Origin of the sequence: Aeromonas sp. s6, assembly GCF_040907815.1 — a bacterium.
GTDB classification, from domain to species: Bacteria; Pseudomonadota; Gammaproteobacteria; order Enterobacterales; family Aeromonadaceae; genus Aeromonas; species Aeromonas caviae.
Genome location: NZ_JBFOCN010000112.1, coordinates 1 through 25,178, shown reverse-complemented (window position 1 = coordinate 25,178; position 25,178 = coordinate 1). Strand labels below are relative to the sequence as shown.

Genomic DNA, 25,178 nt, shown 5'->3' with positions numbered 1-25,178 from the left:
CCTCAGAGATCCCCTCATTTTTAGAGACTCAAATAATTCCAAGTGTGCGGGTATATAAGCGGTGTTGCTTCAGGTAGTAGATAAATTTATCCATCAACAAGACCGCATTGGCTTCTTTCATTTTAGGTAGCAACTGGTAATAGATGACCCCTTGCCGAAAGAACGAATAGGTTCGGCTCTTGCTGGTATTGACCTTGATCGTTCTCTCTAGACCGACACTGTCTCCAGCCTTACCCAGCAGCGTCAGCAAGACGATGGCCAGGGCACTGAATAAAAACAGTCGGTCGCGCCGGACCGGATTACTGATGTGCACATCTCCCATACCCATGCCGAATTTGTAATCTTTGATATCACGAAAACTGGTCTCGATACCCCAGCGCTGGCCGTATAGTTGCAACGCCTTGGCGGCGCTCAGGTCGGTCCGGTTACTGGCCAGAAACCACGCGTCTTTCATGCCACTCTTATGACAACAATAGACCCGTTCGACAGGCTGTCGCTGCCCAGTTATCTCCACCGCTTTGAGGGTTCGGGTGCGCCCGGTCGGCGTTAGCCAGTCCCGAGCTGGAACCTGCTCTACACCAGGGTAACCAACCAAAACATTTCCTTTAAATCTAATGAGATAAGCAAAGCCTAGCTCTTGCTCCAGGCGTTCGAACAGCTCCATGTAACCAAAGCCGCGGTCAGCTACTACCGTCACGAAGATACCCTCTGGCAACGTCTGCTTGAGCTTGGTGAGCAGCTCTTTCTCATGGGCATTGCGTTGCCCTTTGAGCAACGATTTCCGATGGGTTTTCCACAGCAGCGGAGTACTGCGACCGTGGTTGGTTTGCAGGCTGATAACCAAGGTACTGTGATCATCGGCATCGAATTCGGTCCAGTCCATGGAGACTACGATCTCGGTACGTTCACCGACCACATAGGGCACCCAATCGTCAAAGAGGCTCCAGACATTGAGCTTGGTGTTAGTGAGCAGGCGATCCACCTGTTTAACCGCATGTTTACGTTCGAGACCGTTGGCCAAGGAGAGGCCACTACCGATGGCGTGGATGGCCAGTGAACCTGACTCGATAACCCCGAGGGTAGCATTGGCGAGGGAAAGAACACGCTTGGCATGCATGTCCTGTCCAAATATATCGTCGATGTGGTTGAGGATTAGTTCGTGGTTAAACATGGGGATAGTCTGTTGGGTATTAGCTGGTCAAGGATGGCGATCATACCTCAGAAGCCGCGCCACGCCTCGCTCATATGAGGGGATGGTTAAGGGTAAACCCATCTCTGGCTTTGGTAATGGATTGGCTCATCGTTGTCTCGCTGTGTGGATCACCGCCTGAATTAAAAGGGTCGGAGTGTTCCGTGGATTAATCCAGCCCGACAAGATGATTTAGTGAAAATCGCCGTTGACCGCACACAACGCATTATTTAATTAAATAATCATCCATTTTGACAAATAAAAAATGCCGCCTCGAGGGCGGCATTTTTATCAAGGTTGAACTGAATCAAGCCTTGGCAATATCGTCCGGACCGATCTGGCCGATTTCGGCGACTTTCTTGTCAGCCAGCAGCCAGAGGGTGAACTTGTGCAGATCGGGGTGGTGGGCCAGGGCAACCAGGAAGGCGCCTCCAACTTCACGGTAACCCAGTTCATAGTTCTTCAGGGTGGTTGGGGGGACGCCCAGCAGATCGGCAAACTTGGGACGGCTCAGGCCTACCGCTTCGCGGATCTGACGGATCTTCTTGCCAACAGTTACGATATTTGAATTCATGTGTTCCATACTCCGTTCGGCGGATTGACTCCACCTTTATTTTTCGCGACGACTCGTAGTCAAGTGTATCAGTTTTGAACGGACTCGTTATGGTCGAGCCTCTATCTATAATCAGCGTCTTTCGACGACAACCCTTCACAAACCTCGGGGATGGTAATCGCTGCGTCGCCTCAGGTAAACAGTCTCGAAAAGAAACCTTTCTTGTTGCCCGGCCATCCCTCGTATAATTCGCCGGTTATTTTCAAGAGAGTCATCAACATGGCATTTCCCGGCATCATTTCCCGTCTTCATTCCGACCCGGACTCCCTCCCCCGTCAGCTCGCCCAGGGTCTGCAGACCCGGGCCGAAGCGTTCTGGTTGCCCATGGCCATGCAGGGGGACGCCACCACCGTGCTGGCGGCCCTCCCGGACAGCTGCAGCCTCTATCTTGAAGGCCAGGCGACGCTTCCCCTGCGCAGCCACGACGGCGTCGTGGCAGAAAACGGCACCCTGGCACTGGGCAATGGTCATACGATGACGCTGGCCAGGGAGAAAGGCGATGGCGGCATCGTGCCGGAAGAAAGCCTCGCCGAGATGGCCCAATGGCTGGAAGCGGGTCATCGGCACTTCATCTGCTCCACCGCCGTCCAGCCCGTGGCGCGGGCCATCCTCAACATCTGGCCTCTCGATCCCTACCTCGCCCGTCACTTCTTGCTCAGTTTCACACCCTTGCTGTGCGAAGCAACTGAGGCGGACTATCTTGCTGTCCTCTCGGTCAGGGCGGGTGACGCCACCCCGCGGCACGCTTGGGCTGAGGCTTATATGAAGCTTGAGAAGAAACTGCATCGCGCCTACTTGGATCACTAATAAATCCCAAGAAACAGCTAGTTATCCCTACGACACAATTTGCCCCATCCCTTATCTGTGAGCTTGATCATGTTTTGAAATGGGCATAAAGTGCGCCACGTCATCGGAATGACGTCGGCTGTTCGTGGCGGAGTATGCATTGTCGACAGTGCAACCCGCGCACTTGTGCACCCAGATATGTGCCTCCTGGATGGATCTAGGATCCCTGTTCGCACCAACGTCGTTGGTCGACAGAGCCAGCAGCTTACATAAATTACAAAGTGCGAAGCACGTGAACAACGTGCCATCTCAACGAGGATTATTTTATGATGAAAATGGCTCCTTCCCTGATCGCCATCGCTATGGCCACCATGGGTGCAACTGCAGCTCACGCCGCTGACGACATCTACTTCGGCGCCGGTGTTGGTGCAACTCACTTCAACGGTCTGAACAAGATCGAAGGCGTGAACGTTGGCGAAGAAGATGCGGCTGCTGCCAATGCCTTCGTTGGTTACAACTTCAACGAATACTTCGGTTCCGAGCTGGGCTACCAGTACACCGGCCGTGGCAACACCGACGGCAACCGTTACGAGAGCCAGGGTGCCACCCTGTCCGGTATCGCTCGTCTGCCGCTGGGCAACGATTTCTCCCTGTTCGGTGAAGCTGGCGCCTACTGGGGCCACACCGACGGTCTGGGCACCAGCGATACCAAAGTATCCCCGCTGGCCGGTGCCGGTGTGACCTACAAGGTCAACGACGCGCTGGATCTGCAAGCTCGCTACCGCTACATGTGGGACGTGGCTGACCTGCACGCCGACAACGTACGCTACAAGTCCAACCAGAGCGTTGCGACCCTGGAAGCCGTTTACCACCCGTTCCGTACTTCCTACGTAGCGCCTGCTCCGGCCCCGGTTGTTGAAGAAGCACCGGCCCCGGCTCCGCAAATCGTTGAGAAGAACTTCGCCCTGAACTCCGACGTGCTGTTCGCCTTTGGCAAAGACAGCCTGAAGGCCGAAGGCGTGCAAGCCCTGAACGCTCTGTACCAGCAAATCGTTGAGTTCCAGCCGAAAGACGGCAACGCCGTTGTTGTTGGTTACACCGACCGTATCGGTTCCGACGCTTACAACCAGAAGCTGTCTGAAGCTCGTGCCCGCACCGTTGCCAACTTCCTGGTCAGCAAGGGTATGGCTGCCAGCAAGGTTGCCATCGAAGGTCGCGGCGAAGCCAACCCGGTCACCGGCACCAAGTGTGACGGCGTCAAGGCCAAGGCTCAGCTGATCTCCTGCCTGGCTCCGGACCGTCGCGTAGAAGTTCGCGTATCCGGCGTACAAGAAGTTCAAAAGTAATCTGACTTCGCTCAGGTAACGTAAAAAAGGGGATGCCACGGCATCCCCTTTTGCTGTCTCTCTCCTCCCCCCAGCGACACTCTCTGTCTCACCTTTTCTCCCCTTTACCCCCGTATTGCGGCCCCGCGACACCGGTGTCGGCGCTGCATATCTGTGCAGAAACTTGATCACGCTGATTCAAAAGAATACAGTAGCAACGCTTGTAAGACATTGGATGAACTATTAAAAGTGCTCAGTGCCCGGTTAGTTGTCCATGGAGAAACAGCTTCATGAGAATCCAGGTTTCCATCCATTTTTTATTCAAGCCGTCCGTGATCCGCTCACGGTGTCGCACATGAAGTGTCATCTGCGACCGGTATAACAAAGAGTGCGCAGTACGCCCATAGCACGGCAACTCAACGAGGATAAAACGATGAAAATGAAAATGGCACCAACCCTGATTGCTCTGGCCATTGCAGCCATGGGAACCACCACCGCTCAGGCGGCCGACGACTGGTACACGGGTATGGGTGCAGGTTGGGCCTATGGCCACGACCTGGATACCTTCGGCCAGGATGCTGACAAGGACGCCACCGCGCTCTCCCTGTTCGGCGGTTACAACTTCACCGAGAACTTTGCCGCCGAGCTCGGCTATCTCTATGCCGGCAAGGCTGGCGTCGATGGCGTCGACTTCAAGACCCAGGGTGCCACCCTGTCCGGTATCGCACGCCTGCCCATGAATGACATCTTCTCCGTCTTCGCCGAAGGGGGTGCCTACTTCAACCACGTCAACGGCAACGGCCAGAGCGACAACGGGACCTCGCCGCTGGCGGGTCTGGGTCTGACTGCCAAGCTCTCCGACCTTATCGACCTGCAGGCCCGCTACCGCTACATGTGGGATCTGGGTGACGATCAGAAAACCTGGAAAACCGACATGAGCGTCGCCACCCTGGAACTGGTGATGCACCCGAACCGCACCACCTATGTGGCACCGGCCCCGGCACCGGCTCCCGAGCCGGTTCCCGAACCCGTCATGGTCGACAAGAACTTCTCCCTGAGCTCGGACGTGCTGTTTGCCTTCGGCAAATCCACCCTGAAGCCGGAAGGGGCTGCTGCGCTCAACACCCTGTATCAGCAGATCGTCGACGTCCAGCCGAAAGATGGCAGCGCCGTGGTGGTGGGTTACACCGACCGCATCGGCTCCGATGCCTACAACCTGAAGCTGTCTGAAGCCCGTGCCCGCACCGTGGCCGACTTCCTGGTTGGCAAGGGTCTGCCGGCTGGCAAGGTATCCATCGAAGGTCGTGGTGAAGCCAACCCGGTCACCGGTACCCAGTGTGACGGCATCAAGGCCAAGGCTCAGCTGATCGCCTGCCTGGCACCGGATCGCCGCGTCGAAGTGCGCGTCACCGGCGTACAGGAAGTGCAGCAATAAGAGGTTGACCACCTGTTGCAAAAAGGGGCCATTCCGGCCCCTTTTTTAATGCCCGCACGGCACCACCAACGCGGGCTGCCCACCTGCCTGCCCCACCGATTCTCCATACAGATGCGTCACTTAAATGGTTAAAGCGCTCACATCGCCTATACATAATGTTGGCTATACATAGCAAAGGGCTGGGAGCCCTATAACACCCAACATCGACGAGGATACGCGATGAACATAAGACTGAAACCTGTGTGGATTGCATTGGCACTGGCGACGAGTGCCGCCCAGGCGGCACCTGTTCACGACTGGTATGTGGGGGCTGGGGGTGGCTGGGCCTTTGCCCATGACATCGATGATTTCAGCCAGGACGTCGGCAAGGACGCAACCGCCATCAACGCCTTTGTCGGCTACAACTACAACGAGAATCTGGGGGCAGAGCTCGGCTACCTCTCCACCGGTGACTGGGATATTGCCGGCCAGGACTTCAACAGCAAAGGGGCCACCCTGTCGGTCATTGGCCGCTTGCCGCTGGGGGACATCTTCTCTGTCTTTGCCGAAGGGGGCGGTTATCTCTATCACGTCGACTCCGTCAACGGGGGGGATGACAATCTGGCTCCCCTGGCGGGTCTGGGACTGACCGCCAGACTGAGCGACTGGGTAGACATCCAGACCCGCTACCGCTACATGGTGCGAGTCGGGGACGATCCTGACAACGACAAGGTGGGCAGCGGTACCAAACGCTGGGTCAGCGACATCAGTACCGCCACCATCGAGCTGGTGCTTCACCCCAATCGCACCGTCGCCGCAGTGCCGGTGGCCGCGCCTCTGGTCGTGGCATCGCCGCCCCCGGCTCCCGAGCCGGTGGATCAGACCTTCAACCTGAGTTCGGATGTGCTGTTTGCCTTTGGCAAGGCGGAGCTCAAACCGGAGGGGATGCAGGCACTCGACGCCCTCTACCAGCAGATCGTCGACGTCAAACCCAAGGATGGCAACGCCATGGTGATGGGCTACACCGACCGCATCGGCTCGGATGCCAACAACCAGGCACTGTCGGAGGCCCGTGCAAGCACGGTCGCCAACTTCCTGATTGGCAAGGGGCTGCCCGCAGACAAGGTGAGCATTCAGGGCAACGGCGAGAGCAACCCGGTCACCGGCACCCAGTGTGATGCCATCAAGGCCAGGGCTGCCCTCATCGACTGCCTGGCCCCGGATCGCCGGGTCGAAATCCGGGTCACCGGTGTCAGCAATCCCGCCGAGCCCGCCCCCGCCGAGCAACCGGCACAATAACCTCCTCTTCCTTCACAGCCGTGCACAAAAAAGGGATGCCGAGGCATCCCTTCTGCATGTCTGTCCCCTTGGGATCAGAAGGAAGTACGACGATAGCGGCGGTACTCGGGGCGCCAGAAGTTCGCCTCGATGGCCTGATCGATCACATCATCGGGGGTCTGCACCGCCTTGCCCTGCAACATGGCGGTCTTGGCCACCATCTTGGCGATGTAGCGGGAGACCTGATGGATGTCCGCCAGATCCGGCAGCAAGGAGCCCTCTTCCCCCTTCACCAGGGGTGAACAATCCGCCAGGGCACGGCTGGCCGACATCAGCATGGCATCGGTCACCCGGTTGGCACCGGAGGCGATCACCCCAAGGCCGATCCCCGGGAAGATGAAGGAGTTGTTGCACTGGGCGATGACGTAGCGCTTGCCCTTGTACTCCACCGGTGCGAACGGGCTGCCGGTGGCGACCAGCACCTGGCCGTCGGTCCAGCGAATGAGATCCGCCGGGGTGGCTTCCACCCGGGAAGTGGGGTTGGAGAGCGGGAAGATGATGGGACGGGCACAGTGCTTGTGCATGGTCTTGACCACCTCTTCGGTAAACAGACCCGGCTGGCCGGAGACCCCGATCAGGATGTCCGGGCGACCGTGTTCCATCACCTCCAGCAGGGAGATGTTGTCCCCCACCGGCCACTCCTTGATCCGCTCGACCGGCTGGGAGAGCTTGCGCTGGAAGTCGAGCTGGTTGGGGATCTTGTCTGTGATGAGACCGAATCGGTCCACCATGAAGACCCGGCCCCGCGCCTCGGCGTCGGTCAGCCCTTCGGCCTTCATCTGCGCCACGATCTGCTCGGCGATGCCGCACCCGGCACTGCCCGCCCCGAGGAAGGCGACCCGCTTCTCGGAGAGTTTGGCACCGGAGGCCTTGCAGGCGGCGATGAGGCTGCCCAGGGTCACCGCGGCGGTCCCCTGAATGTCATCGTTGAAGCAGCACAGCTCATCCTTGTAGCGGTTGAGCAGTGGGGTGGCATTGCCCTGGGCGAAATCCTCGAACTGCAGCAGGATGTCCGGCCAGCGGCGCTTGACCGCCTGGATGAAGGCATCGACGAACTCGTCGTACTCTTCGCCGGAGATGCGCGGATGGCGCCAACCCATGTAGAAGGGGTCGTTCAGCAGCTGCTGGTTGTTGGTGCCCACATCCAGCACCACCGGCAGGCAGTAGGCCGGGGAGATGCCGCCACAGGCGGTGTAGAGGGAGAGCTTGCCGATGGGAATGCCCATGCCGCCGATGCCCTGATCCCCGAGGCCCAGGATGCGTTCGCCGTCGGTGACCACGATCACCTTGACGTTCTGCTTGGTGGCGTTTTGCAGCATGTCATCGATCCTGTCCTTGTCCGGATAGGAGATGAAGAGGCCCCGGGCACGACGATAGATGTTGGAGAACTCCTCGCACGCCTTGCCGACCGTCGGGGTGTAGATGACCGGCAGCATTTCGGTAAGGTGGTTGTTCAGCAGGCGGTAGAAGAGCGTTTCGTTGGTATCCTGGATGTTGCGCAAATAGATGTGCTTGTCCATGTCGTTGCCAAACGCCATGAACTGGCGATAGGCACGCTCTGCCTGCTCTTCGATGGTTTCGATGTTCTGGGGCAGCAGACCTTCCAGATTGAAGCTGCTGCGTTCTTCGCTGGTGAAGGCGCTGCCCTTGTTGAGCAACGGCGTCTCCAGCAGGGCTGGACCTGCGTAGGGAATGTAGAGGGGACGTTTCTGATTATTATCTTCAAACATGGATCTGTACCTTGACTGTGTGGCCCGTCGATCCTATGGGCTTGAGCCAACAATTTCAAAGGGTTTGCACCTCCCTTGCGAAAGGTTTGCGACCCAGTCGACGAAAGGCCCCCGGAGTCTGACCCGTCAGACGCCGAAAACGGTTGGCAAAGTTGGCGCCGTCGCTGTATCCGACCCGGGCCGCCAGCTCGGCCAGCGGCCAGTTGGTGTAGAGCAGCAACTGGCGCGCCTTGTTCATGCGAAGTCCGGTGAGCCAGGCCATGGGGCCCATGCCGAACACCTGCTGGCAGAGCCGGTGCAGATGGGGCACCGAGCAGGCCATCTGGTCGGCCAGCAGGGCCACGCTCCAGGGCTCGTCCAGACGTGCCTCCACCCGCCGAAACAGCGCCTGTAGCCGCAACTCCGGCGTGCCGCGCACCTCCCCCTGCAGGGTGCGCTCCAGGAGCGCCAGCAGCAGGCTCAGCAGCTGAGGCTGGAGTGGCGAACGTATTCCCTCCCCCTGCATCAGGCTGAGCAGATGGTAGAGCTGCTCCCCCTCCTCCCCCTGCCAGATGCGATGGCCAAGCCGGTGCAGATGCTGCCAGCGCGGCACGTCGTCCAGCAGAATCCAGCTGGTATGCCAGGCTTCCCCCACCAGCCTGAGGCCCCCCGGCACGGCGGCCGGGAGAAAGACCAGGGCTCCCGCCGGGATGGGCTGCTCCCCGCCATCGGTGAGCAGGGCGCCCCCCTCGTCATGGCTCACCATCAGGATGTGAAACTCCGGTCGGTTGCGGCGGATAAGGTAGTGCTCCCGTATCGTCGAGAGGCCGGTCAGGAAGACGCCCGCCTCCCCAAGCAGGGGCAGCCCTTCGCGTCCCAGCATCCGCTCTTCGCAGGCCGGGGCGATTTCCAGACACTCGTTGATAAATGGCATAGCACCTCAACAGGATAGTTTTGCACAAGAAAGCCGAGAGGGGCTCACAGTGAAGCCTCCCGATATCACCCCTATCATACCCACGACAAACCTTGATTTTTACCAACCCGGTTAACATAAATGAATTATTGGCAAGCGATTTTAAAACAAACCACCGATCGCGAGTTCATGACGCGACTGTGGCGACTGGCCCTGCCGGTTTCGCTGCAATCCATGATGTTCTCCCTGCTCGGCCTCATCGACATCATGATGGTGAGCCAGCTCGGCACCACGGCTGTGGCGGCGGTCGGCTTGGGCAACCGGGTCTTCTTCTTCAATCTGCTGGTGATAGCGGGGCTCTCGGGCGGGGTCTCGGTGTTGGCGGCACAATATTTCGGCCGTGGCGAGATGGCCGGGGTGCGCCGCTCCCTGGCCCTGGCCCTGGTGGGCGCCCTGGCGGTGAGCCTGCCCTTTGCCCTCGTCTATGTGTTCTCACCGGGCAGCGTGCTCGGGTTTGCCAGCCAGGAGCCCGCGCTGCGCGAGCTGGCCGACGAGTTCCTGATGATCACCGGCGCCACCATCCTCTGCACCGCCGTGGTGGTGCCCCTGGAGTCGGCCCTGCGCTCGGTGGGCAATGCCGCGGCGCCGACCCGTATCGGCATCATCGCCATCATCGCCAACGTCATCCTCAACTATGCCCTCATCTTCGGCCATTTCGGCGCCGAGGCCATGGGAGTAGCCGGTTCCGCCTGGGGCACCACCCTGTCGCGCCTGCTACAGACCGCGCTGCTGCTTGCCTATGTGTGGCGTACCGAGCCCCGTCTCATCCCGCGCAAGCAAGACTGGCTCGCCGCCTTCAGGCGCAAGGAGGTGGTGCGCTTCACCCTGATCGCCCTGCCGCTGTTGCTGCACGACGGGCTCTGGGCCTTCGGCATGCTGCTCTACGGCTTCCTCTACGCGCACCTTGGCACCGACGCCCTGGCCATCATGACCACCCTCGGCACGCTGGAGAGCATCCTCATCTCCCTCTTCTTCGGGCTGGCGGTGGCCTGCTCCACCCTGCTCGGTCACCGGCTCGGGGCAGAAGAGTATGACGAGGCCTGGCAGCACTCCCAGCTCTTCCTGCTGCTCGCCCCAGTCGGCGCCCTGCTGGTGGGGACCGCCGTCTGGCTGATGCAGGGCAGCCTGCTGCAATGGGTCGGCAACCTGCCGGGCGAGCTGATGACTGAGGCCGGCCAGGTGCTCGCCATCATGTGTCTGGGCATGCTGCTCAAGGTGTTCAACATGGTGGGGATCGTCGGGGTGCTGCGCTCGGGGGGGGACGTCAACTACAGCATCTTCATCGACATCGTCGGCATGTGGTGCATCGGCCTGCCGCTGGCCTGGGTGGCGGTCAGCCTGCTGGGCTGGCCCCTCTCCTGGGTGGTGGCCGTGGTCCTGCTGGAGGAGCTCTCCAAGGTGCTGCTGGTGCAGCGCCGCATTCGCCAGCGGCGCTGGCTGCGCAATCTGGTGTTGGGATAAGGGAAGAGCGCAAAGCGGGAAAATGCGGGGTCATATCAATGACAGAAAATCCCGCTTTGCAGTATGCTGGCCCCCTCTTCAATCAGAGGCGGGGTGCGCCGGCCATGCCGACCCTTGTGCCCCTGCCCAGTAGTCGTTTAAGGAGACGAGCATGCAACCACAAAAAGAGCGGATCACCGAGACTGCCCTGCTGGAGATGGCCAACAAGATCATTCGTGAACACGAGGACTTCATCCACGGCATGCGCGCCGACTCGGTGGAGCAGAAGGGGGACATACTGGTGTTCAAGGGGGAGTTCTTCCTGGCAGAGGACGGCACCCCGACCGGCAAGACCATGGCGGTGTTCAACATGTTCAAGCTGCTGGCCCAGCAGCTCTCCGGCAAATACACCCTGGCCTGACGCCTGCCCCGTCATCACCGGATGCCGCCCTCAGGCGGCATCCGTTTTTGTGCGCCCTGCATCGCCTGCGGGTTTGTCGGCCTCGGCCACCACGCAGTTGCGACCCGCCATCTTGGCCATGTAGAGGCACTCGTCCGCCCGGTTGAGCAGATCCTCCACCCCCTCGCCACGCTGGGCCAGGGTCAGACCGATGCTCACCGTCACCTCCAGCAGTTCGTCGGAGGTGGGGCTTTTCACCAACCTCGCCTCTACCGCGACCCGCAGCCGCTCCGCCACCCGCTTGGCTTGTGCCAGATCCGTGCAACCGGGCAACAGGATGGCAAACTCCTCCCCGCCGTAACGCCCGAGCACCATGCCGGGCTCCAGTTGTTCCGACAGGGTGGCCGCCACCTCCTTGAGCACCGCATCCCCCGCCAGATGGCCGAAGGTGTCGTTGATGCGCTTGAAGCGGTCCAGATCCAGCAGCAGCACCGCGAAGGGAGCCTGTTTGCGGATCATGGCGGCCCTCGCCTTCTCGAGCTGCTTCATCAGCAGGCGGCGGTTCATCATGCCGGTCAGCTCGTCCGTGGTGGATTCCCGATAGAGTTGCAGCAGCATGTTGAGCTGGCCGCACTGCACCCAGGCGCTGGCGATGGCAAAGAGCCCCAGCAGCCAGACCTGGTTGAGGGTCTGCACGCTCCAAAGAGGCTGGCCCACCAGCAACCAGTTGCCCGCCAGCATGGTGGCCAGGATCCCCCCCGCCAGTTGCAGGCTGAGGGAGAGGGGAATGGGGAAGATGGCGAACAGGCTGATGAGCAGATAGGGGAAGGCCATGTAGCCCGCCTGCATCTCCTGATCCGCGCCGAAGCTGTGCAGGCAGATGAGGGAGAAGAGCATCATCACCGCCATCAGGTAGCCCAGCGCCAGCTTCATGCGCTCGCGCTTGAAGTGGATGAGATAGGAGAGGGGGATGAGGGGCGAGAGGGCCAGCAGGCAGAAGATCCTGACCTGGAACAGCGCCTCGAACTGGATGGCTGGCAGGGTCAGCCAGTCCACCAGGGCCCAGCTCGGGAGCCCCGCCATCAGCAGACAGGTGAGCAGCCGCAGCCGCACCGTCATGAAGCCCATCCGGGTCAGGGTAAAATCTTCGGAGTGGGCGCGGGCACTCCAGAACTCCGACAGCTTCAGCATCCAGAGTCTCCATCTTCGAACCGAGGGCTCATTCTACACCGTCCCCATCCTGATGCATCAGCCTCCCTCCCCTTTGTGAGGGATCGGTCTCACACAAACCGGCGGATCTTAATCGCCACAGGAAAACGTTTCAACCCATCAGGAAATAAACGAGTTTGCGCTCAATTAGCGCTGGAAAGCGCGATGCCAATCACTAAAATAGCGCCCAATTTTCTCCCCTCCCCCCACACATTCGAGGTATTTATGGAACAGGCTGCCGCCCCAAGCGCCATCCGAGAGGCCCATCCCCCCAGGCGAGCCCACAGCGAACTGGTCTACGGCATCGAGGATGTCCCCCCCCTGCCCCAGACCCTGTTCGCCGCCCTGCAGCATATGCTCGCCATGTTTGTCGCCATCATCACCCCGCCCCTCATCATCGCCAACGCCCTCGGCCTCCCCGCCGATGACACCCGCTACATCGTCTCCATGTCCCTGGTCATGTCCGGCATCGCCTCCTTCATCCAGACCCGCCGTTTCGGCCCCCTCGGTTCCGGCCTGCTCTCGGTACAGGGCACCAGCTTCAACTTCCTCGGTCCCATCATCGCCTCCGGCCTCGCCCTCAAGCAGGCCGCCATGCCCACCGACGATCTGCTGGGCACCCTGTTCGGCACCATGCTGGCAGCGGCCCTCACCATCGTCGTCATGAGCCGCTTCCTGCACCTGGTCAAACGGATCATCACCCCGCTGGTGACCGGCATCGTGGTATTGCTCATCGGCCTGACCCTCATCAAGGTAGGGCTCATCAGCATGGGGGGCGGCTACGGCGCCCTGGCGGACGGCAGCTTCGCCAGTCACACCAACCTCTTTCTCTCCCTGCTGGTGCTCGGCCTCATCGTGCTGATGCAGCGCAGTCGCAACCCCTGGCTGCGCCTCTCCGCCATCATGATCGCCATGCTGGCGGGCTATGCGGTGGCACTGCTGCTGGGCAAGGTGGCTGCTCCCACCTTCGACGGCCCCCTGATGATGGTCCCTGTTCCGCTGCACTACGGGCTCGGCTTTGACTGGCAGCTGTTCGTGCCGCTCGCCATCATCTTCGTGGTGACGGCGCTGGAAGCCATCGGCGACATGACCGCCACCTCCGACATCTCCGGCGAGCCGCTGGAAGGGCCGGTCTACATGGCGCGGATCAAGGGGGGCGTGCTGGCCGATGGCGCCAACTCCATGCTGGCGGCGGTCTTCTCCACCTTCCCCATGTCCACCTTCGCCCAGAACAACGGCGTCATCCAGCTGACCGGGGTGGCCAGCCGCCATGTCGGCCTCTTCATCGCCGCCATGCTGGCCCTGCTCGGCCTGTTCCCGGCGGTGGCGAGCCTGGTGCAACAAATACCTGAACCCGTGCTCGGCGGCGCCACCATCGTCATGTTCGGCACCATCGCCGCCGCCGGGGTGCGCATCATCTCCCGGGAGGAGCTGGACCGCCGCGCCCTGATGATCCTGGCGGTGTCGCTCGCCATGGGTCTCGGAGTGGCCCAGGTGCCCGAGGTGCTGCAACACCTGCCGGAGCTGGCCAGGAGCGTGCTCTCCTACGGCGTCGCCACCGGCGGCCTCACCGCCATCCTGCTCAATCTGCTGCTGCCCAGGCGCGCCGCCGCACAGGCCTGACACTCCGCCATCCTTGCACCAAAGCCCCGCCATGCGGGGCTTTACCTTGTTTGCCCCCGCGCGTACTGTGCTTGGCAGCCTCTGCCAAAGGATGCCTTTCATGCCTTATACCCTGCTGCCCTCGCCGCCCGCCCACCAGACACCCGACCAGATCCTGGCCGAGGAGCAGCGCTGGCTGCGGGAGTGCGCCGGTGACGGCGAGCCCAGGGCCCTCCTCTGGCAGGGCCCCCAATGCCTCATCGTCACCCGCAAGGACACCCGTTTGCCCCGCTACCAGGCCGCCTGCGAGCAGCTGGCCGCCGAGGACTGGCCGGTGTTCGTGCGCGACAGCGGCGGCACCGCCGTGCCCCACGGCGCCGGCATCCTCAACCTCTCCCTCATGCTGCCCCGCACCACCACGGATCTGGCCCACTACTACCGGCTGCTGGGGGCGCCCCTGCTCGCCCTGCTGGAGGAACACGGTCTTGCGGGCAGCTACGACTTCGTGCCCGGCTCGTTTTGCGACGGCCAGTACAACCTGGTGATCGGGGGGCGCAAGGTGACCGGCACCGCCCAGCGCTGGCTGGCGCCGGGCCGGGATCACGACGGCGCCGTGCTGGCCCAGGCCATGCTGCTGGTGGCGGGGGATGTGGACGAGGGCACCCGGATGGCGAGCCGCTTCTACGAACTGGCCGGGGGCGAGCTGCGCTTTGCTCCGGGCACCTCCACCACCCTGGCCCACGCCATTGGCTGGCAGGGGGATGAGGCGGCCCTGGTGAGCCGGGTGAGCAGGGCGCTGGCGCAGCGGCTCACCGGAGATATTCCCTCCCCCTGACCCCCCTGGGGGCAACAAGCGCCGCCATTCATTGCGTAAAATGCAAAAAAGCCACGATGAGCGTCGTGGCTTTTGCGTATTTCGCACAGATATTGTCAGAGGAGCCGGGATCAAGCCCCGGGTTTTGCCATCCCAGCCCGGATCCCGGTTGACACCATGGACAGGAGCCCGGTGACAGGACTTCCCGCAGGCCCGCTTCTCATCAGGCCGTCTGCGGCTCGGGCTCGGACTCCGTATCCCGGTCCCGGCTGAAGTAGGCGCGGGTCTCGGCAATCACCACGTGGCGCAGGCCGATGAGGCCGATGAGGTTGGGCACCGCCATCAGGCCGTTGACGATGTCGGCCAAGAGCCAGATCAGGTCCAGATGGAGGAAGGCACCGCTCGCCACCAGCACCAGATAGATGAGGCGGTAGGGTTTGATCGCCTTCACCCCGAACAGGTACTCGGTGCAGCGCTCGCCGTAGTAGTTCCAGCCAAGGATGGTGGTAAAGGCGAAGAACAAGAGGCCGATGCTCACCAGATACTGGCCCACATGGGCATCCAGCCCCTGGGCAAAGGCCAGACTGGTCATGGCCGCACCGCTTGCATCGCCGCTCCACACCCCGGTCACCACCAGCGTCAGGCCGGTCATGGTGCAGATGATGATGGTGTCGATGAAGGTACCGGTCATGGAGACCAGCCCCTGCTCCACGCAGGAATCGGTCTTGGCCGCCGCCGCCGCGATGGGGGCCGAACCCAGGCCCGACTCGTTGGAGAAGACCCCGCGCGCCACCCCGGACTGGATCGCCAGCATAATGCCGGCGCCGACGAAACCGCCGGTGGCCGCATGGCCGGTGAAGGCGCTCCCGATCACCAGCATGACCGCATCGGGCAGGGCGCCTGCATTGTTCACCAGCACCCCGGCACAGGCGACGATGTAGAAGATGGCCATGAAGGGCACCACCTTGCTCGACACACTGGAGATGGACTGGATACCCCCCAGGGTCACCAGCGCCACGATCAGGGTCAGCACCACGGCGGTCACTTCACGGGGTACCGAGAAGGAGAGGCTCATGGCATCACTGATGGCGTTGACCTGGGGGAAGGTACCGATGCCGAAGAAGGCGACGCCGATGCCGAACAGGGCAAACAGCTTGGCGAGCGGCCTGGAGCCGAGCCCCTTCTCCAGATAGTACATGGGGCCACCCGCCATCTGGCCGTTGGCGTCCTGCTGGCGATATTTCACCGCCAGCAGGCACTCGGCGTACTTGGTGGCCATGCCGAACAGGGCGGCCATCCACATCCAGAACAGGGCGCCCGGGCCGCCGAGCTTGATGGCGGTGGCGACCCCGACGATGTTGCCGGTGCCGATGGTGGCGGAGAGGGCGGTGCACAGGGCACCAAAGCTGGAGACATCCCCTTGCTTGCCCTGCCCCTGATCGCGGCCAAAGACCAGCTTGAGGGCCAGCGGCAAACGCACGATCTGAAGCAGACCCAATCGCCAGGTGAGATTGATACCGGTCCCGACCAGCAGGATCAGCAGGGGGGGACCCCAGATAAAGCTATCGATGGCGGCGAGCGCCGATTGAATTGATGACATGCATCCTCCTTAAAAAACAACGATTAAGGAGGAGAAGGATGATCTTCCCATAGGTGTCGCGATCGGCCAGAGGCGATCGGATGCGGGCCAAGCCCAGGTACAACCATCCCATCCCCTCTGTCCTTTTGCCTGAGAGTTTCCGGCGCCAGATTGCGATGCAATCACGGTACCTTGCTCCTTCGGCGCCCGATTCAACGGGTCTCTCCAGAGTATCGTCCAGTAGCAGTCCACACCGGTTGCCCGGTACCTGAAAGATTCACTTCTTCGGTGGATGGTTGCCCATCGCTCTCCTGCTACCTTCATCCGAACTAGTTTGGATTAGGAAGCGGGCATGGTAATCCAAAAAATGTGAGCTGTCTCGCACTCCCTGGCCCCGGCGCCCCCTTTTTACCTGGCCTCAACCCCCAGGCCTGATGTTATTAGTTCGTTAACTATCAACAGCTTATCAAGCTCCCTTCGGAGGTGCTCCCCATCACGGCCCTGATCGCTCCCCGTATCAAGAGCCTGTTTCGTCTCGACCAGAAAAACTTGCCGACATATCCAATCAAAATGCTTGCACACAAACTCAATAAGCCGATAATCCCGCGCATAACTAAGCACTTTGCAAGGGAGTTATGCAATGTGCCTAGTGGGTCCCTCCGGACCGCTCGCCTGAGCCGGCCGTCGCCGGTTCAATCGCATATGGCTTGGGCATATCACGCCCCCTAAGGACTATCAAAAGAGAATGAACGAGACCCTGGTCGCACAAGATTACCGTCAGTTGGTTGAACAATTCGGCTCCCCCCTGCTGCTGCTCGACAAGGCAGCCGTCCGCAAACAGTATCGGGCCCTGGCGGCCGCCCTGCCCGATGTGCGCTTGCATTATGCACTCAAGCCCCTGCCCCACGAGGCGGTGGTCTCTGTCTTGAAGGAAGAGGGGGCCTGTTTCGATCTGGCCACCAATGGCGAAGTGGATCTGGTGCGCAGTCAGGGTGTCCGCCCGGGACGCTGCATCCATACCCATCCCATCAAGCGTGACAGCGACATCCGTTATGCCCTGGAATTCGGCTGCACCGTGTTTGTCTATGACAACCCGCTGGAGCTGGAAAAGTTCCTGCCCTACAAGGATGAAGTGAAACTGCTGCTGCGGGTCAGCTTCCCGAACCCCGAGACCAAGGTCGATCTTTCCAAGAAGTTCGGCTGCACCCCGGAGCAGGCATTGCCGTTGCTGCAACTGGCCCAGGCCAAGGGGATCAAGGTGATGGGGCTGTCGTTCCACGTCGGCTCCCAGGTGCCCCACGCCCGTCGCCACGTGCAGGCCATCGACGCCTGCCGCGAGATCATGGAGCAGGCCTGGGAGCTAGGGCTCAAGCCCTGGGTGCTGGACATCGGTGGCGGCTTCCCGGTGGACTATGACGGCGGCGAGTTCGACATCGACGGTTTCTGCGCCCCGATCCGCGAGGCCCTGGCCAAGCTGCCCGCCACGGTACAGAAGATTGCCGAGCCGGGCCGCTTCATCAGCGCGCCGGCCATGACCTCGGTCTCCAGCGTGATGGGCAAGGCCCACCGCGGCGACAAGATCTGGTACTACCTGGATGACGGTCTCTACGGCAGCTACAACGGCCAGCTCTACGACCACGTTACCTACCCGGTGAGCACGCCCTATGCCAACGGCGAACTGCACAATGCGGTGCTCTCCGGCCCCACCTGCGACAGCGTGGACGTCATCCGCGACAGCATCATGCTGCCGGATCTCGAGATCGGCGAGCTGGTGGTGGGTCGGGTGATGGGGGCCTACACCTGGGCCTCTGCCTCCACCTTCAACTTCTTCCCCAAGGCGAGCATCCTGATCCTGGACAGCGCCCAGAAGCAGAAGCTGGTTGCCGTGGCCTGAGACCAGGACCCGCGCACAAAAAAGAGGGGACGCCGCGGCGTCCCCTCTTTCATTTCATCACCAGACTAGATGAACTGGCTCGTCAGCAGCCAGCCGGTGTAGGCGACGAAGCAGGCGAGCAGCACGCCCCCCTCCAGCCGGTTGATGCGCCCCTGCCCCTTGCGGCCCAGACACATCACCAGCAGCAACAGGGTCAGCCCCATCATGATGCTCCAGTCGCGGGAAAGCACTTCGGGCGCCACCTCGAGCGGGTGGATGCCGGCGGCGATGCCCACCACGGCCAGGGTGTTGAACAGGTTGGAACCCAGCACGTTGCCAAGGGCCAGATCGTGCTCGTTCTTGCGGATGGCGATGAGGGACGATGCCAGCTCCGGCAGGGAGGTCCCCACCGCGACTATGGTCAGGCCAATCACCAGATCGCTGATGCCAAAACCCTGGGCGATGGTCACCGCCCCCCACACCAGCAGACGGGAAGCCCCGATCAGCAGCACCAGGCCGACGATGAGCCAGAGGATGGCGCTCTTGAGAGACATGCCCTCGGAGACGATGTCCTCCTCGGTATCTGTATCCAGCGCATCCCCCTTGCCGTTCATGCCGGCCCAGATGGACCAGCCCATCAGCACTGCGAACACGGCCCCCAGAATGGCGGCGTCCATACGGCCCAGATGGCCGTCGATGAGCAGGGCGCCGGAGAGCAGGGTGATGCCGAGCAGGATGGGGATCTCCTTGCGCACCACCTGGGAGGCGACGGCGATGGGGCTGATCAGGGCGGTCAGACCCAGGATCAGGGCAATATTGGTGATGTTGGAGCCATAGGCATTGCCGAGCGCGAGCCCGGGATTGCCCTGGGAGGCCGCCAGCGCGGAGACCACCATCTCGGGGGCCGAGGTACCAAAACCGATGATCACCATGCCGATCAGCAGCGGCGGCATACCGGCGTAACGGGCGGTGGCGGCGGCGCCGTCCACGAACTTGTCGGCACTCCAGACCAGCAACGCCAGTCCGGCAATCAGGGCAACAAAAGCCAGGGTCATATTGTTCTATCTCATCCACGGCAAACACGAGAGCCAGGCAAGTTGCCTGGCTCCATCCAAACGCGGCCTCAGTGTAACGGGGCCGCTTGCTATTTCAAGGTGTAATCAAACACCGATTAATCTTTCACAGCGCCGCCAGCAGGCTCTGGGCATCCGATACCTCGAACTTGCCTGGCGCCTCCACGAAGAGCCGCTCCACCACACCATCGTTGGCGATGAGGGCAAAACGCTGGGCCCGCACGCCGCCGAAGGCGCCGGTCTCCTTGGCCAGACCCAGTGCCCGGGTCCAGCTGCCGTCACCGTCCGCCAGCATGGTGATGTCAGCGGCGTTCTGTGCCTCCTGCCACGCCTTCATCACGAAGGCGTCGTTGACCGACAGACAGCACAGTTCCACCCCCTTGGCCTTGAACTGATCGGCCAGGACCACGTAGCCCGGCAGGTGGGCGTTGGAGCAGGTGGGGGTGAAGGCGCCGGGCACCGCAAATAGCACCACCCGCTTGCCGGCAAACAGGGCCTGGGTATCCTTCACCTGCTTGCCCTCGGCGGTGATAAAGGTAAATTCCCCTGCGGGCAGGGATTGACCGACCGTGATCATGATGACGCATCCTTCTGTGGTTCAAAGAGGCCCAGTCTACCCCATTCCACCAGAAGGCGAAGGGGTCCATCGAGCAGCAACAACGCGATCGGGGGCGAACGCCTGTCGCCCCTATTTCTGGCCTGATGGCAGGCGCCTTGCCTGCCAGGTGGCGATGGCGAGCAGGGAGTCAGGCGTGAACTCGTCCGCCCGATCGGCTATCTCGCCCAGGCTCATCCAGTGCACCTCGCTCACCTCTTCGGCCTGCAGTTGCAGCGGCCCCTGATAGTGACAGCTGAACAGGCCGCCCCAGACCCGGTAGCGGCTGCCCCTCGCCTCCCCTTCGGCATAGAAGGTGCCGTAATCCTGCAGGGGCACGTCGCGGATCCCCAGCTCCTCGGCCAGCTCCCGCCGGGCGGAAAGGGCCATGGCCTCCCCCGTGGTCACCACGCCACCGGCGCAGGCATCCAGCATGCCGGGGCAAAAATCCTTGCTCGGGGTGCGCCGCTGCACCAGGATGCGCTCACCCTCATCCAGCACCAGGATGTAGCTGGCACGATGGCGCAGGTTTTCCTGACGCACCCTGGCGCGCTCAGCCACCCCGATCACCCTGTCCTGCTCGTCTACTATGTCCACCCACTCCACGTGCGGCACCTTTGTCATGTCTGCAATGGCCGCAGTATATCGGGCCCCGGACCCGGACTCTCACTACTTTTTCAACGCCGGGGCTGCACGCCAGCCGATCACAAGACAGATTCATACAAATCTTTATCAAGTGTCACATCAGTGTCACGGTCCGTCGGCATAGTGTGCCCTGTCCAAACAACAGGGTCTCTTGCCATGAAGGTGTTCAAGCAGTGGTCTCCCCGTCGAATTGCTCGATATATCAAGAGCTTCCATCATGGAAGTTTCATGGTTGAAGCACTGGGGCGGTTTGAGTTTCAAGGGGGGATCATCGATGTGAAGCCGTTGAGCTGTCATCAGGCGCTGAGCCTGGCCCGGCAGATCAACCTGGCCGTGCGCGATCTGCGCACCACCACCCTGTTGCCGGGCTGACATACTCCTTTCTGTCTGTCGTCGACTTCCATGTACACATTTGCCCGCCGCTCATTCGAGCGTGCGGGCTGTTTTTCTGAAGGTTGTGCCCTGCCTCAGTGCTGCAGGATCTGGGAGAGGAAGAGCTTGGTCCGATCGGACTGGGGGTTGTCAAAGAACTGATCCGGCACGTTCTCTTCGATGATTTGCCCCCGGTCCATGAAGATCACCCTGTCCGCCACCTGCTTGGCAAACCCCATCTCGTGGGTGACGCAGAGCATGGTCATCCCCTCGTGGGCCAGCTCCACCATCACATCCAGCACCTCCCGCACCATCTCGGGATCCAGCGCTGACGTCGGCTCGTCAAACAGCATGATCTGGGGATTCATGCACAGACTGCGGGCGATGGCCACCCGCTGCTGCTGGCCACCGGAGAGCTGCCCCGGATACTTGAGCGCCTGCTCGGGGATCCGCACCCGGCGCAGGAAGTTCATGGCGATCTCCTCGGCCTCCTTGCGCGGCAACTGCTTGACCCAGATGGGCGCCAGGCAACAGTTCTCCAGCACGGTCAGATGGGGGAAGAGGTTGAAGTGCTGGAACACCATGCCCACCTCCCGGCGCACCGTCTCGATGTTCTTGAGATCGGAGGTCAGGGCCGTGCCCTTGACCAGGATGTCTCCGCTCTGGTGCTCTTCCAGCCGGTTGATGCAGCGGATCATGGTGGACTTGCCCGACCCCGATGGTCCACAGATGACGATCTTCTCCCCTCTGCCCACCTGCAGGTTGATGTTGCGCAGCACGTGAAACTCACCGTACCACTTGTTGACCTCTTTCAGTTCGACAACTGCGTCCGTTTTCATATCAGAACGACTCCTAATGCTTGTGGCCCGTGTTGAGTTTGCGCTCCAGATAGATGGAGTAGCGGGACATGCCAAAACAGAACATCCAGAAGATCATGGCGATAAAGACATAAGCTTCGGTGGAATACCCCAGCCAGGCCGGATCCGCCAGGGCCACCTTGGAGATGGCCAGCAGATCGAACAGCCCGATGATCAGCACCAGGCTGGTGTCCTTGAACAGGGAAATAAAGGTGTTCACCAGGGAAGGAATGGTGATCTTGAGGGCCTGGGGCATGATGATGAAGCCCATCACCTTCCAGTAGGAGAGCCCGAGGGCATCCCCCGCCTCATATTGCCCCTTGGGGATCGCCTGCAGCCCCCCTCTCACCACCTCGGCCACATAGGCCGCCTGGAACAGGATGATGCCGATGAGCGCCCGCAGCAGCTTGTCGAGCTCCACCTCGGTACTCATGAACAGTGGCAGCATGACGGACGCCATGAAGAGCACAGTAATGAGCGGCACCGCCCGCCAGAACTCGATGTAGACGGTACAGAGGCTGGAGATGACCGGCATGTGGGAGCGGCGCCCCAGTGCCAGCAGGATGCCGAACGGCAGTGCTACGACTATGCCCACCACCGCCAGCACCAGGGTGAGCATCAGCCCGCCCCAGCGGTTCGTTTCCACCACCTCCAGCCCCGCTCCCCCATGGATGAGGAAGAAGGCGATGACAGGGAACACCAGCAGGGTGAAGAGCGCCAGCCACCCCTTGCGCGGGGTCTTTGGCCAGATGAGCAGGGCCAGCAGCGCCGCCAGACCGGCGAAGGTCAGGTTGATGCGCCAGTACTGATCAGCCGGGTAGAAGCCATAGAGATACTGCCCCAGCCGGCTCTCGATGAAGATCCAGCAGGCACCGCCCTGGACGCAGGCCTCGCGGCTGCTCCCCTGCCAGGTGGCCGAGAACAGCGCCCAGTCCAGTGCAGACCAGATGAGTGGCAGCAACAGATAGGCCAGCACCAGGGTCAGCAGGCCGTTCCACCAGTTGGGGAAAAGGTTCTGCCTGATCCAGGCGAGCGGCCCCCGACGGTGGTTGGGAGGCGGCAGCGCCTCCTGCAATTCATTCACGAACATGACAGCTCCCTAGCGCTCAACCAGCGTCATTCTGCGGTTGTAGATGTTCATCAGCACCGAGGTGGTGATACTGATGACGAGATAGACCCCCATGGTCATGGCGATGACCTCGATGGCCTGCCCTGTCTGGTTGAGAGTCGTCCCCATGAACACCGAGACCAGATCCGGATAGCCGATGGCGGTCGCCAGGGAGGAGTTCTTGGTGAGGTTCAGATACTGGCTGGTCAAGGGAGGGATGATGACCCGCATGGCCTGGGGAATGATCACCAGCCGCAGCGTCTTGGTGGGCGAGAGCCCGAGGGCGGAAGCCGCCTCAGTCTGACCCTTGCTGATGGCCAGGATGCCGGATCGCACTATCTCGGCGATGAAGGCCGCCGTATAGATGGTGAGCGCCAGCAAGAGGGCCGCGAGCTCCGGCAGCACCGTCAGCCCGCCCCGGAAGTTGAACCCTTGCAGCGCAGGCACGCTCCAGCTGAGCGGGCTGCCCGCCAGCAGGAAGGTGATACCCGGGAGCAGCATGACCAGGGCGGCCACACAGCGCCAGAACGGGAAGATCCTGCCGGTCAGGGCCTGACGGCGGCGAGCCCAGCGGCCCAGCCCCCAGCTCAGCAGCACCGCCAGCACCAGTGCCCAGAGCACGTAGCCGAATCCCTCTTCGAACAGGGGCTTGGGCAGATAGAAGCCACGCACGTTGAGGAAGGCGAGCCCACCTATATCCACGCTCTGACGCGGGGAAGGCAGGGTACGCAGCACCGAGAAGTACCAGAAGAAGATCTGCAGCAGCAGCGGGATGTTGCGAAACGTCTCTATGTAGACGGCCGCTATCTTGGCCACCAGCCAGTTGCGCGACAGGCGCGCGACCCCGAGTGCGAACCCGAGCAGGGTGGCAAACAGGATGCCGAGCACGGAGACCAGCAGGGTGTTGAGCAGACCCACCACGAAGGTGCGACCGAAGGTATAGGTCTCGTCGTAGGGGATGAGGCTCTGCAAGATGCCGAAACCGGCCGTGTTGCCCAGAAAATCAAAGCCTGTGGTGATGCCACGGGTGGCCAGATTGGTCAGGGCATTGTTGACGATGTAGAACAGAAACCCGATAACCGCCGCGATGGCCAGGCACTGGAAGAGCAGCGCCCGCACCTTGGCGTCATACCACCAGCGGCCCTGTTCTTTCCTATGGTTTGATGCGTGTAACGCCATGAGGATAACTCCGACAAAGCCAGGGAAAACATGGGGGGCCAGGCCCCCCGGTGACTGTCGACTCAGCGGATGGGTGGCGCGTACATCAGACCGCCCTTGTTCCAGAGGGCATTGATGCCGCGATCAATCTTGAGGGGGGAGCCGGCACCGACGTTGCGATCGAAGGATTCACCGTAGTTGCCGACCTGTTTGACGATGTTGTAGGCCCATTTGTCATCCAGCCCCAGCACAGTCCCTTTGGGCTCTTCCAGCCCCAGCAGGCGACGGATGTCAGGATTGGTGGACTTGAGCATCTCGTCCACGTTGGCAGAGGTGACCCCGGCCTCCTCGGCATTGAGCATGGCGTTGAGGCTCCAGCGCACCACCTTGAACCACTGATCGTCACCCTGACGCACGGCTGGGCCCAGCGGCTCCTTGGAGATGACCTCCGGCAGCACCACGGCCTCCTCTGGCTTGGTGAGCTTGATCTTGAGGGCATAGAGCTGGGACTGATCCGAGGTCAGCACGTCACAGCGGCCGGCTTCGAAGCCCTTGACGGTCTGATCCGAGGTATCGAACACCACTGGGGTGTACTTCATGCCTGTCTCTTGATCAGATCTTGATCCCCTGTGCCATCAAATCCTTGGCGGCAAGAAAGCCATCCAGTTTACTTTGCAGGGCTTCCCAGCCTTCCCAGAGGGCGCCCCAGCTGGCAATTCCGGTTCGCTTGCTGTCCATAAAGCCCCCCAGTCTGGCTATCGCCATGTAGGCCCACTGCAAGCTCCCGGCGCGCTCTTTGCGCTTGCGTTTTCCCTTGTCCAGATAGCCCAGTAGCTGACATTCATCCGGGGTCAGCACCGTTTCTGCGGACTGGCTTTCTACGTGCTCCGCTTCTTTTAGCAGCCCTTGTGCCCTGAGCGCTTGCGGCAGGGTGAAGCTTTCTCTGAGCTGTAACAGCCTGACTGCAACAAACGAGAGGATCGAGACCATGCGCTCCAGATTATCCGGCTCCTCCATGCGTTGCCTCTCGGCTCCTGCTCCGGTTTTCCATGCCTTATGGAACTCCTCGATCCGCCAGCGATGGGTATAAATGTCGATGACGCGCA

The 25,178-nt window shown here is 61.4% G+C and carries 23 protein-coding genes, 1 pseudogene and 1 riboswitch; of the genes and pseudogenes, 10 read left to right on the top strand and 14 right to left on the bottom strand.

Translation table 11 applies throughout. The annotated features are described in order from the left end of the window. Positions 1-28 precede the first annotated feature (28 nt). Together AB5Y50_RS17155 and AB5Y50_RS17150 are read right to left on the bottom strand one after the other, a co-directional pair. On the bottom strand, positions 29-1,171 hold the full coding sequence (locus tag AB5Y50_RS17155) for an IS4-like element ISAs18 family transposase (RefSeq protein ID WP_041206084.1): 1,143 nt from the start codon (positions 1,169-1,171) through the stop codon (positions 29-31). Positions 1,172-1,496: 325 nt separating this feature from the next. Next, the gene (locus AB5Y50_RS17150; protein WP_010673503.1) at positions 1,497-1,763 is read right to left on the bottom strand and encodes a DNA-binding transcriptional regulator; all 267 of its coding nucleotides are present in this window, start codon (positions 1,761-1,763) and stop codon (positions 1,497-1,499) included. Between the two features lie 258 nt (positions 1,764-2,021). Here AB5Y50_RS17150 and AB5Y50_RS17145 point away from each other — a divergent pair, with 258 nt between their 5' ends. The 4 genes from AB5Y50_RS17145 to AB5Y50_RS17130 all read left to right on the top strand — a co-directional run bounded on the left by AB5Y50_RS17145 (position 2,022) and on the right by AB5Y50_RS17130 (position 6,626). Next, on the top strand, positions 2,022-2,609 hold the full coding sequence (locus tag AB5Y50_RS17145) for a hypothetical protein (protein ID WP_103244459.1): 588 nt from the start codon (positions 2,022-2,024) through the stop codon (positions 2,607-2,609). A gap of 305 nt (positions 2,610-2,914) precedes the next feature. Continuing rightward, complete coding sequence (gene ompA, locus AB5Y50_RS17140) at positions 2,915-3,934, top strand: porin OmpA (RefSeq protein WP_010673501.1); 1,020 nt, start codon at positions 2,915-2,917, stop codon at positions 3,932-3,934. A 412-nt stretch (positions 3,935-4,346) separates the two neighbouring features. Continuing rightward, positions 4,347-5,348: a porin OmpA gene (ompA, locus tag AB5Y50_RS17135; protein ID WP_039039303.1), complete on the top strand. Its 1,002-nt coding sequence runs from the start codon at positions 4,347-4,349 to the stop codon at positions 5,346-5,348. A gap of 219 nt (positions 5,349-5,567) precedes the next feature. Then, positions 5,568-6,626 (top strand): OmpA family protein, encoded by a 1,059-nt coding sequence (locus AB5Y50_RS17130; protein ID WP_043152395.1) that lies wholly within the window; start codon positions 5,568-5,570, stop codon positions 6,624-6,626. Between the two features lie 74 nt (positions 6,627-6,700). On the opposite strand, the gene AB5Y50_RS17125 is transcribed toward AB5Y50_RS17130, so the two are convergent. Together AB5Y50_RS17125 and AB5Y50_RS17120 are read right to left on the bottom strand one after the other, a co-directional pair. Further along, positions 6,701-8,395, bottom strand: coding sequence for an NAD-dependent malic enzyme (locus AB5Y50_RS17125; protein ID WP_039039301.1), 1,695 nt, complete (start codon positions 8,393-8,395; stop codon positions 6,701-6,703). 55 nt (positions 8,396-8,450) lie between these two features. After that, the gene (locus AB5Y50_RS17120) at positions 8,451-9,308 is read right to left on the bottom strand and encodes an AraC family transcriptional regulator (protein ID WP_162726164.1); all 858 of its coding nucleotides are present in this window, start codon (positions 9,306-9,308) and stop codon (positions 8,451-8,453) included. A 120-nt stretch (positions 9,309-9,428) separates the two neighbouring features. Between AB5Y50_RS17120 and AB5Y50_RS17115 the strand changes: the two genes are divergently transcribed. Together AB5Y50_RS17115 and AB5Y50_RS17110 are read left to right on the top strand one after the other, a co-directional pair. Then, positions 9,429-10,808 (top strand): MATE family efflux transporter, encoded by a 1,380-nt coding sequence (locus AB5Y50_RS17115; protein WP_045523506.1) that lies wholly within the window; start codon positions 9,429-9,431, stop codon positions 10,806-10,808. A 151-nt stretch (positions 10,809-10,959) separates the two neighbouring features. Then, positions 10,960-11,208, top strand: a complete 249-nt coding sequence (locus AB5Y50_RS17110) for a YciN family protein (RefSeq protein WP_010673495.1) — start codon at positions 10,960-10,962, stop codon at positions 11,206-11,208. Positions 11,209-11,238: 30 nt separating this feature from the next. Here the strand turns inward: AB5Y50_RS17110 and AB5Y50_RS17105 are convergent, their stop codons facing one another. Next, entirely contained in the window at positions 11,239-12,378 is a 1,140-nt protein-coding gene (locus AB5Y50_RS17105) for a diguanylate cyclase (protein ID WP_103261440.1), read from the bottom strand. Positions 12,379-12,621: 243 nt separating this feature from the next. On the opposite strand from AB5Y50_RS17105, the gene AB5Y50_RS17100 reads away from it, so the two are divergent. Then, positions 12,622-14,019, top strand: coding sequence for a nucleobase:cation symporter-2 family protein (locus AB5Y50_RS17100; protein WP_180906983.1), 1,398 nt, complete (start codon positions 12,622-12,624; stop codon positions 14,017-14,019). 100 nt (positions 14,020-14,119) lie between these two features. Next, on the top strand, positions 14,120-14,833 hold the full coding sequence (locus tag AB5Y50_RS17095; protein WP_124812863.1) for a protein ligase: 714 nt from the start codon (positions 14,120-14,122) through the stop codon (positions 14,831-14,833). Between the two features lie 202 nt (positions 14,834-15,035). On the opposite strand, the gene AB5Y50_RS17090 is transcribed toward AB5Y50_RS17095, so the two are convergent. Continuing rightward, positions 15,036-16,412, bottom strand: a complete 1,377-nt coding sequence (locus AB5Y50_RS17090; protein ID WP_109422233.1) for a sodium:alanine symporter family protein — start codon at positions 16,410-16,412, stop codon at positions 15,036-15,038. 107 nt (positions 16,413-16,519) lie between these two features. Beyond that, positions 16,520-16,630: riboswitch (glycine riboswitch) on the bottom strand. A gap of 506 nt (positions 16,631-17,136) precedes the next feature. On the opposite strand from AB5Y50_RS17090, the gene AB5Y50_RS17085 reads away from it, so the two are divergent. Continuing rightward, positions 17,137-18,285: a type III PLP-dependent enzyme gene (locus AB5Y50_RS17085; protein WP_180906984.1), complete on the top strand. Its 1,149-nt coding sequence runs from the start codon at positions 17,137-17,139 to the stop codon at positions 18,283-18,285. Positions 18,286-18,350: 65 nt separating this feature from the next. Here the strand turns inward: AB5Y50_RS17085 and AB5Y50_RS17080 are convergent, their stop codons facing one another. From AB5Y50_RS17080 to yfcD, 3 genes are all read right to left on the bottom strand, one after another. After that, the gene (locus AB5Y50_RS17080) at positions 18,351-19,319 is read right to left on the bottom strand and encodes a calcium/sodium antiporter (protein WP_113069856.1); all 969 of its coding nucleotides are present in this window, start codon (positions 19,317-19,319) and stop codon (positions 18,351-18,353) included. A gap of 124 nt (positions 19,320-19,443) precedes the next feature. Further along, positions 19,444-19,914, bottom strand: a complete 471-nt coding sequence (locus AB5Y50_RS17075) for a peroxiredoxin (protein ID WP_103261444.1) — start codon at positions 19,912-19,914, stop codon at positions 19,444-19,446. A gap of 111 nt (positions 19,915-20,025) precedes the next feature. Next, positions 20,026-20,556, bottom strand: coding sequence for an NUDIX hydrolase YfcD (gene yfcD / locus AB5Y50_RS17070; protein WP_103261445.1), 531 nt, complete (start codon positions 20,554-20,556; stop codon positions 20,026-20,028). A gap of 177 nt (positions 20,557-20,733) precedes the next feature. Between yfcD and AB5Y50_RS17065 the strand changes: the two genes are divergently transcribed. After that, complete coding sequence (locus AB5Y50_RS17065) at positions 20,734-20,949, top strand: DUF1107 family protein (RefSeq protein WP_010673486.1); 216 nt, start codon at positions 20,734-20,736, stop codon at positions 20,947-20,949. Positions 20,950-21,044: 95 nt separating this feature from the next. Here the strand turns inward: AB5Y50_RS17065 and AB5Y50_RS17060 are convergent, their stop codons facing one another. The 5 genes and pseudogenes from AB5Y50_RS17060 to AB5Y50_RS17040 all read right to left on the bottom strand — a co-directional run. After that, a complete protein-coding gene (locus AB5Y50_RS17060) occupies positions 21,045-21,788 on the bottom strand; it encodes an amino acid ABC transporter ATP-binding protein (RefSeq protein WP_319882784.1) in 744 nt (247 codons plus the stop codon). 13 nt (positions 21,789-21,801) lie between these two features. Further along, positions 21,802-22,896 carry an amino acid ABC transporter permease gene (locus AB5Y50_RS17055; RefSeq protein WP_103857885.1) on the bottom strand — a complete coding sequence of 365 codons (1,095 nt, stop codon included), beginning with the start codon at positions 22,894-22,896 and terminating at the stop codon, positions 21,802-21,804. 9 nt (positions 22,897-22,905) lie between these two features. Then, complete coding sequence (locus AB5Y50_RS17050; RefSeq protein WP_048208147.1) at positions 22,906-24,093, bottom strand: amino acid ABC transporter permease; 1,188 nt, start codon at positions 24,091-24,093, stop codon at positions 22,906-22,908. Positions 24,094-24,155: 62 nt separating this feature from the next. Further along, positions 24,156-24,674 (bottom strand): annotated as a pseudogene (locus tag AB5Y50_RS17045) (amino acid ABC transporter substrate-binding protein); the annotation flags it as partial. Positions 24,675-24,684: 10 nt separating this feature from the next. Next, positions 24,685-25,178: IS4 family transposase (locus AB5Y50_RS17040; protein ID WP_368162502.1), on the bottom strand; the 494-nt coding region annotated here is incomplete at its 5' end.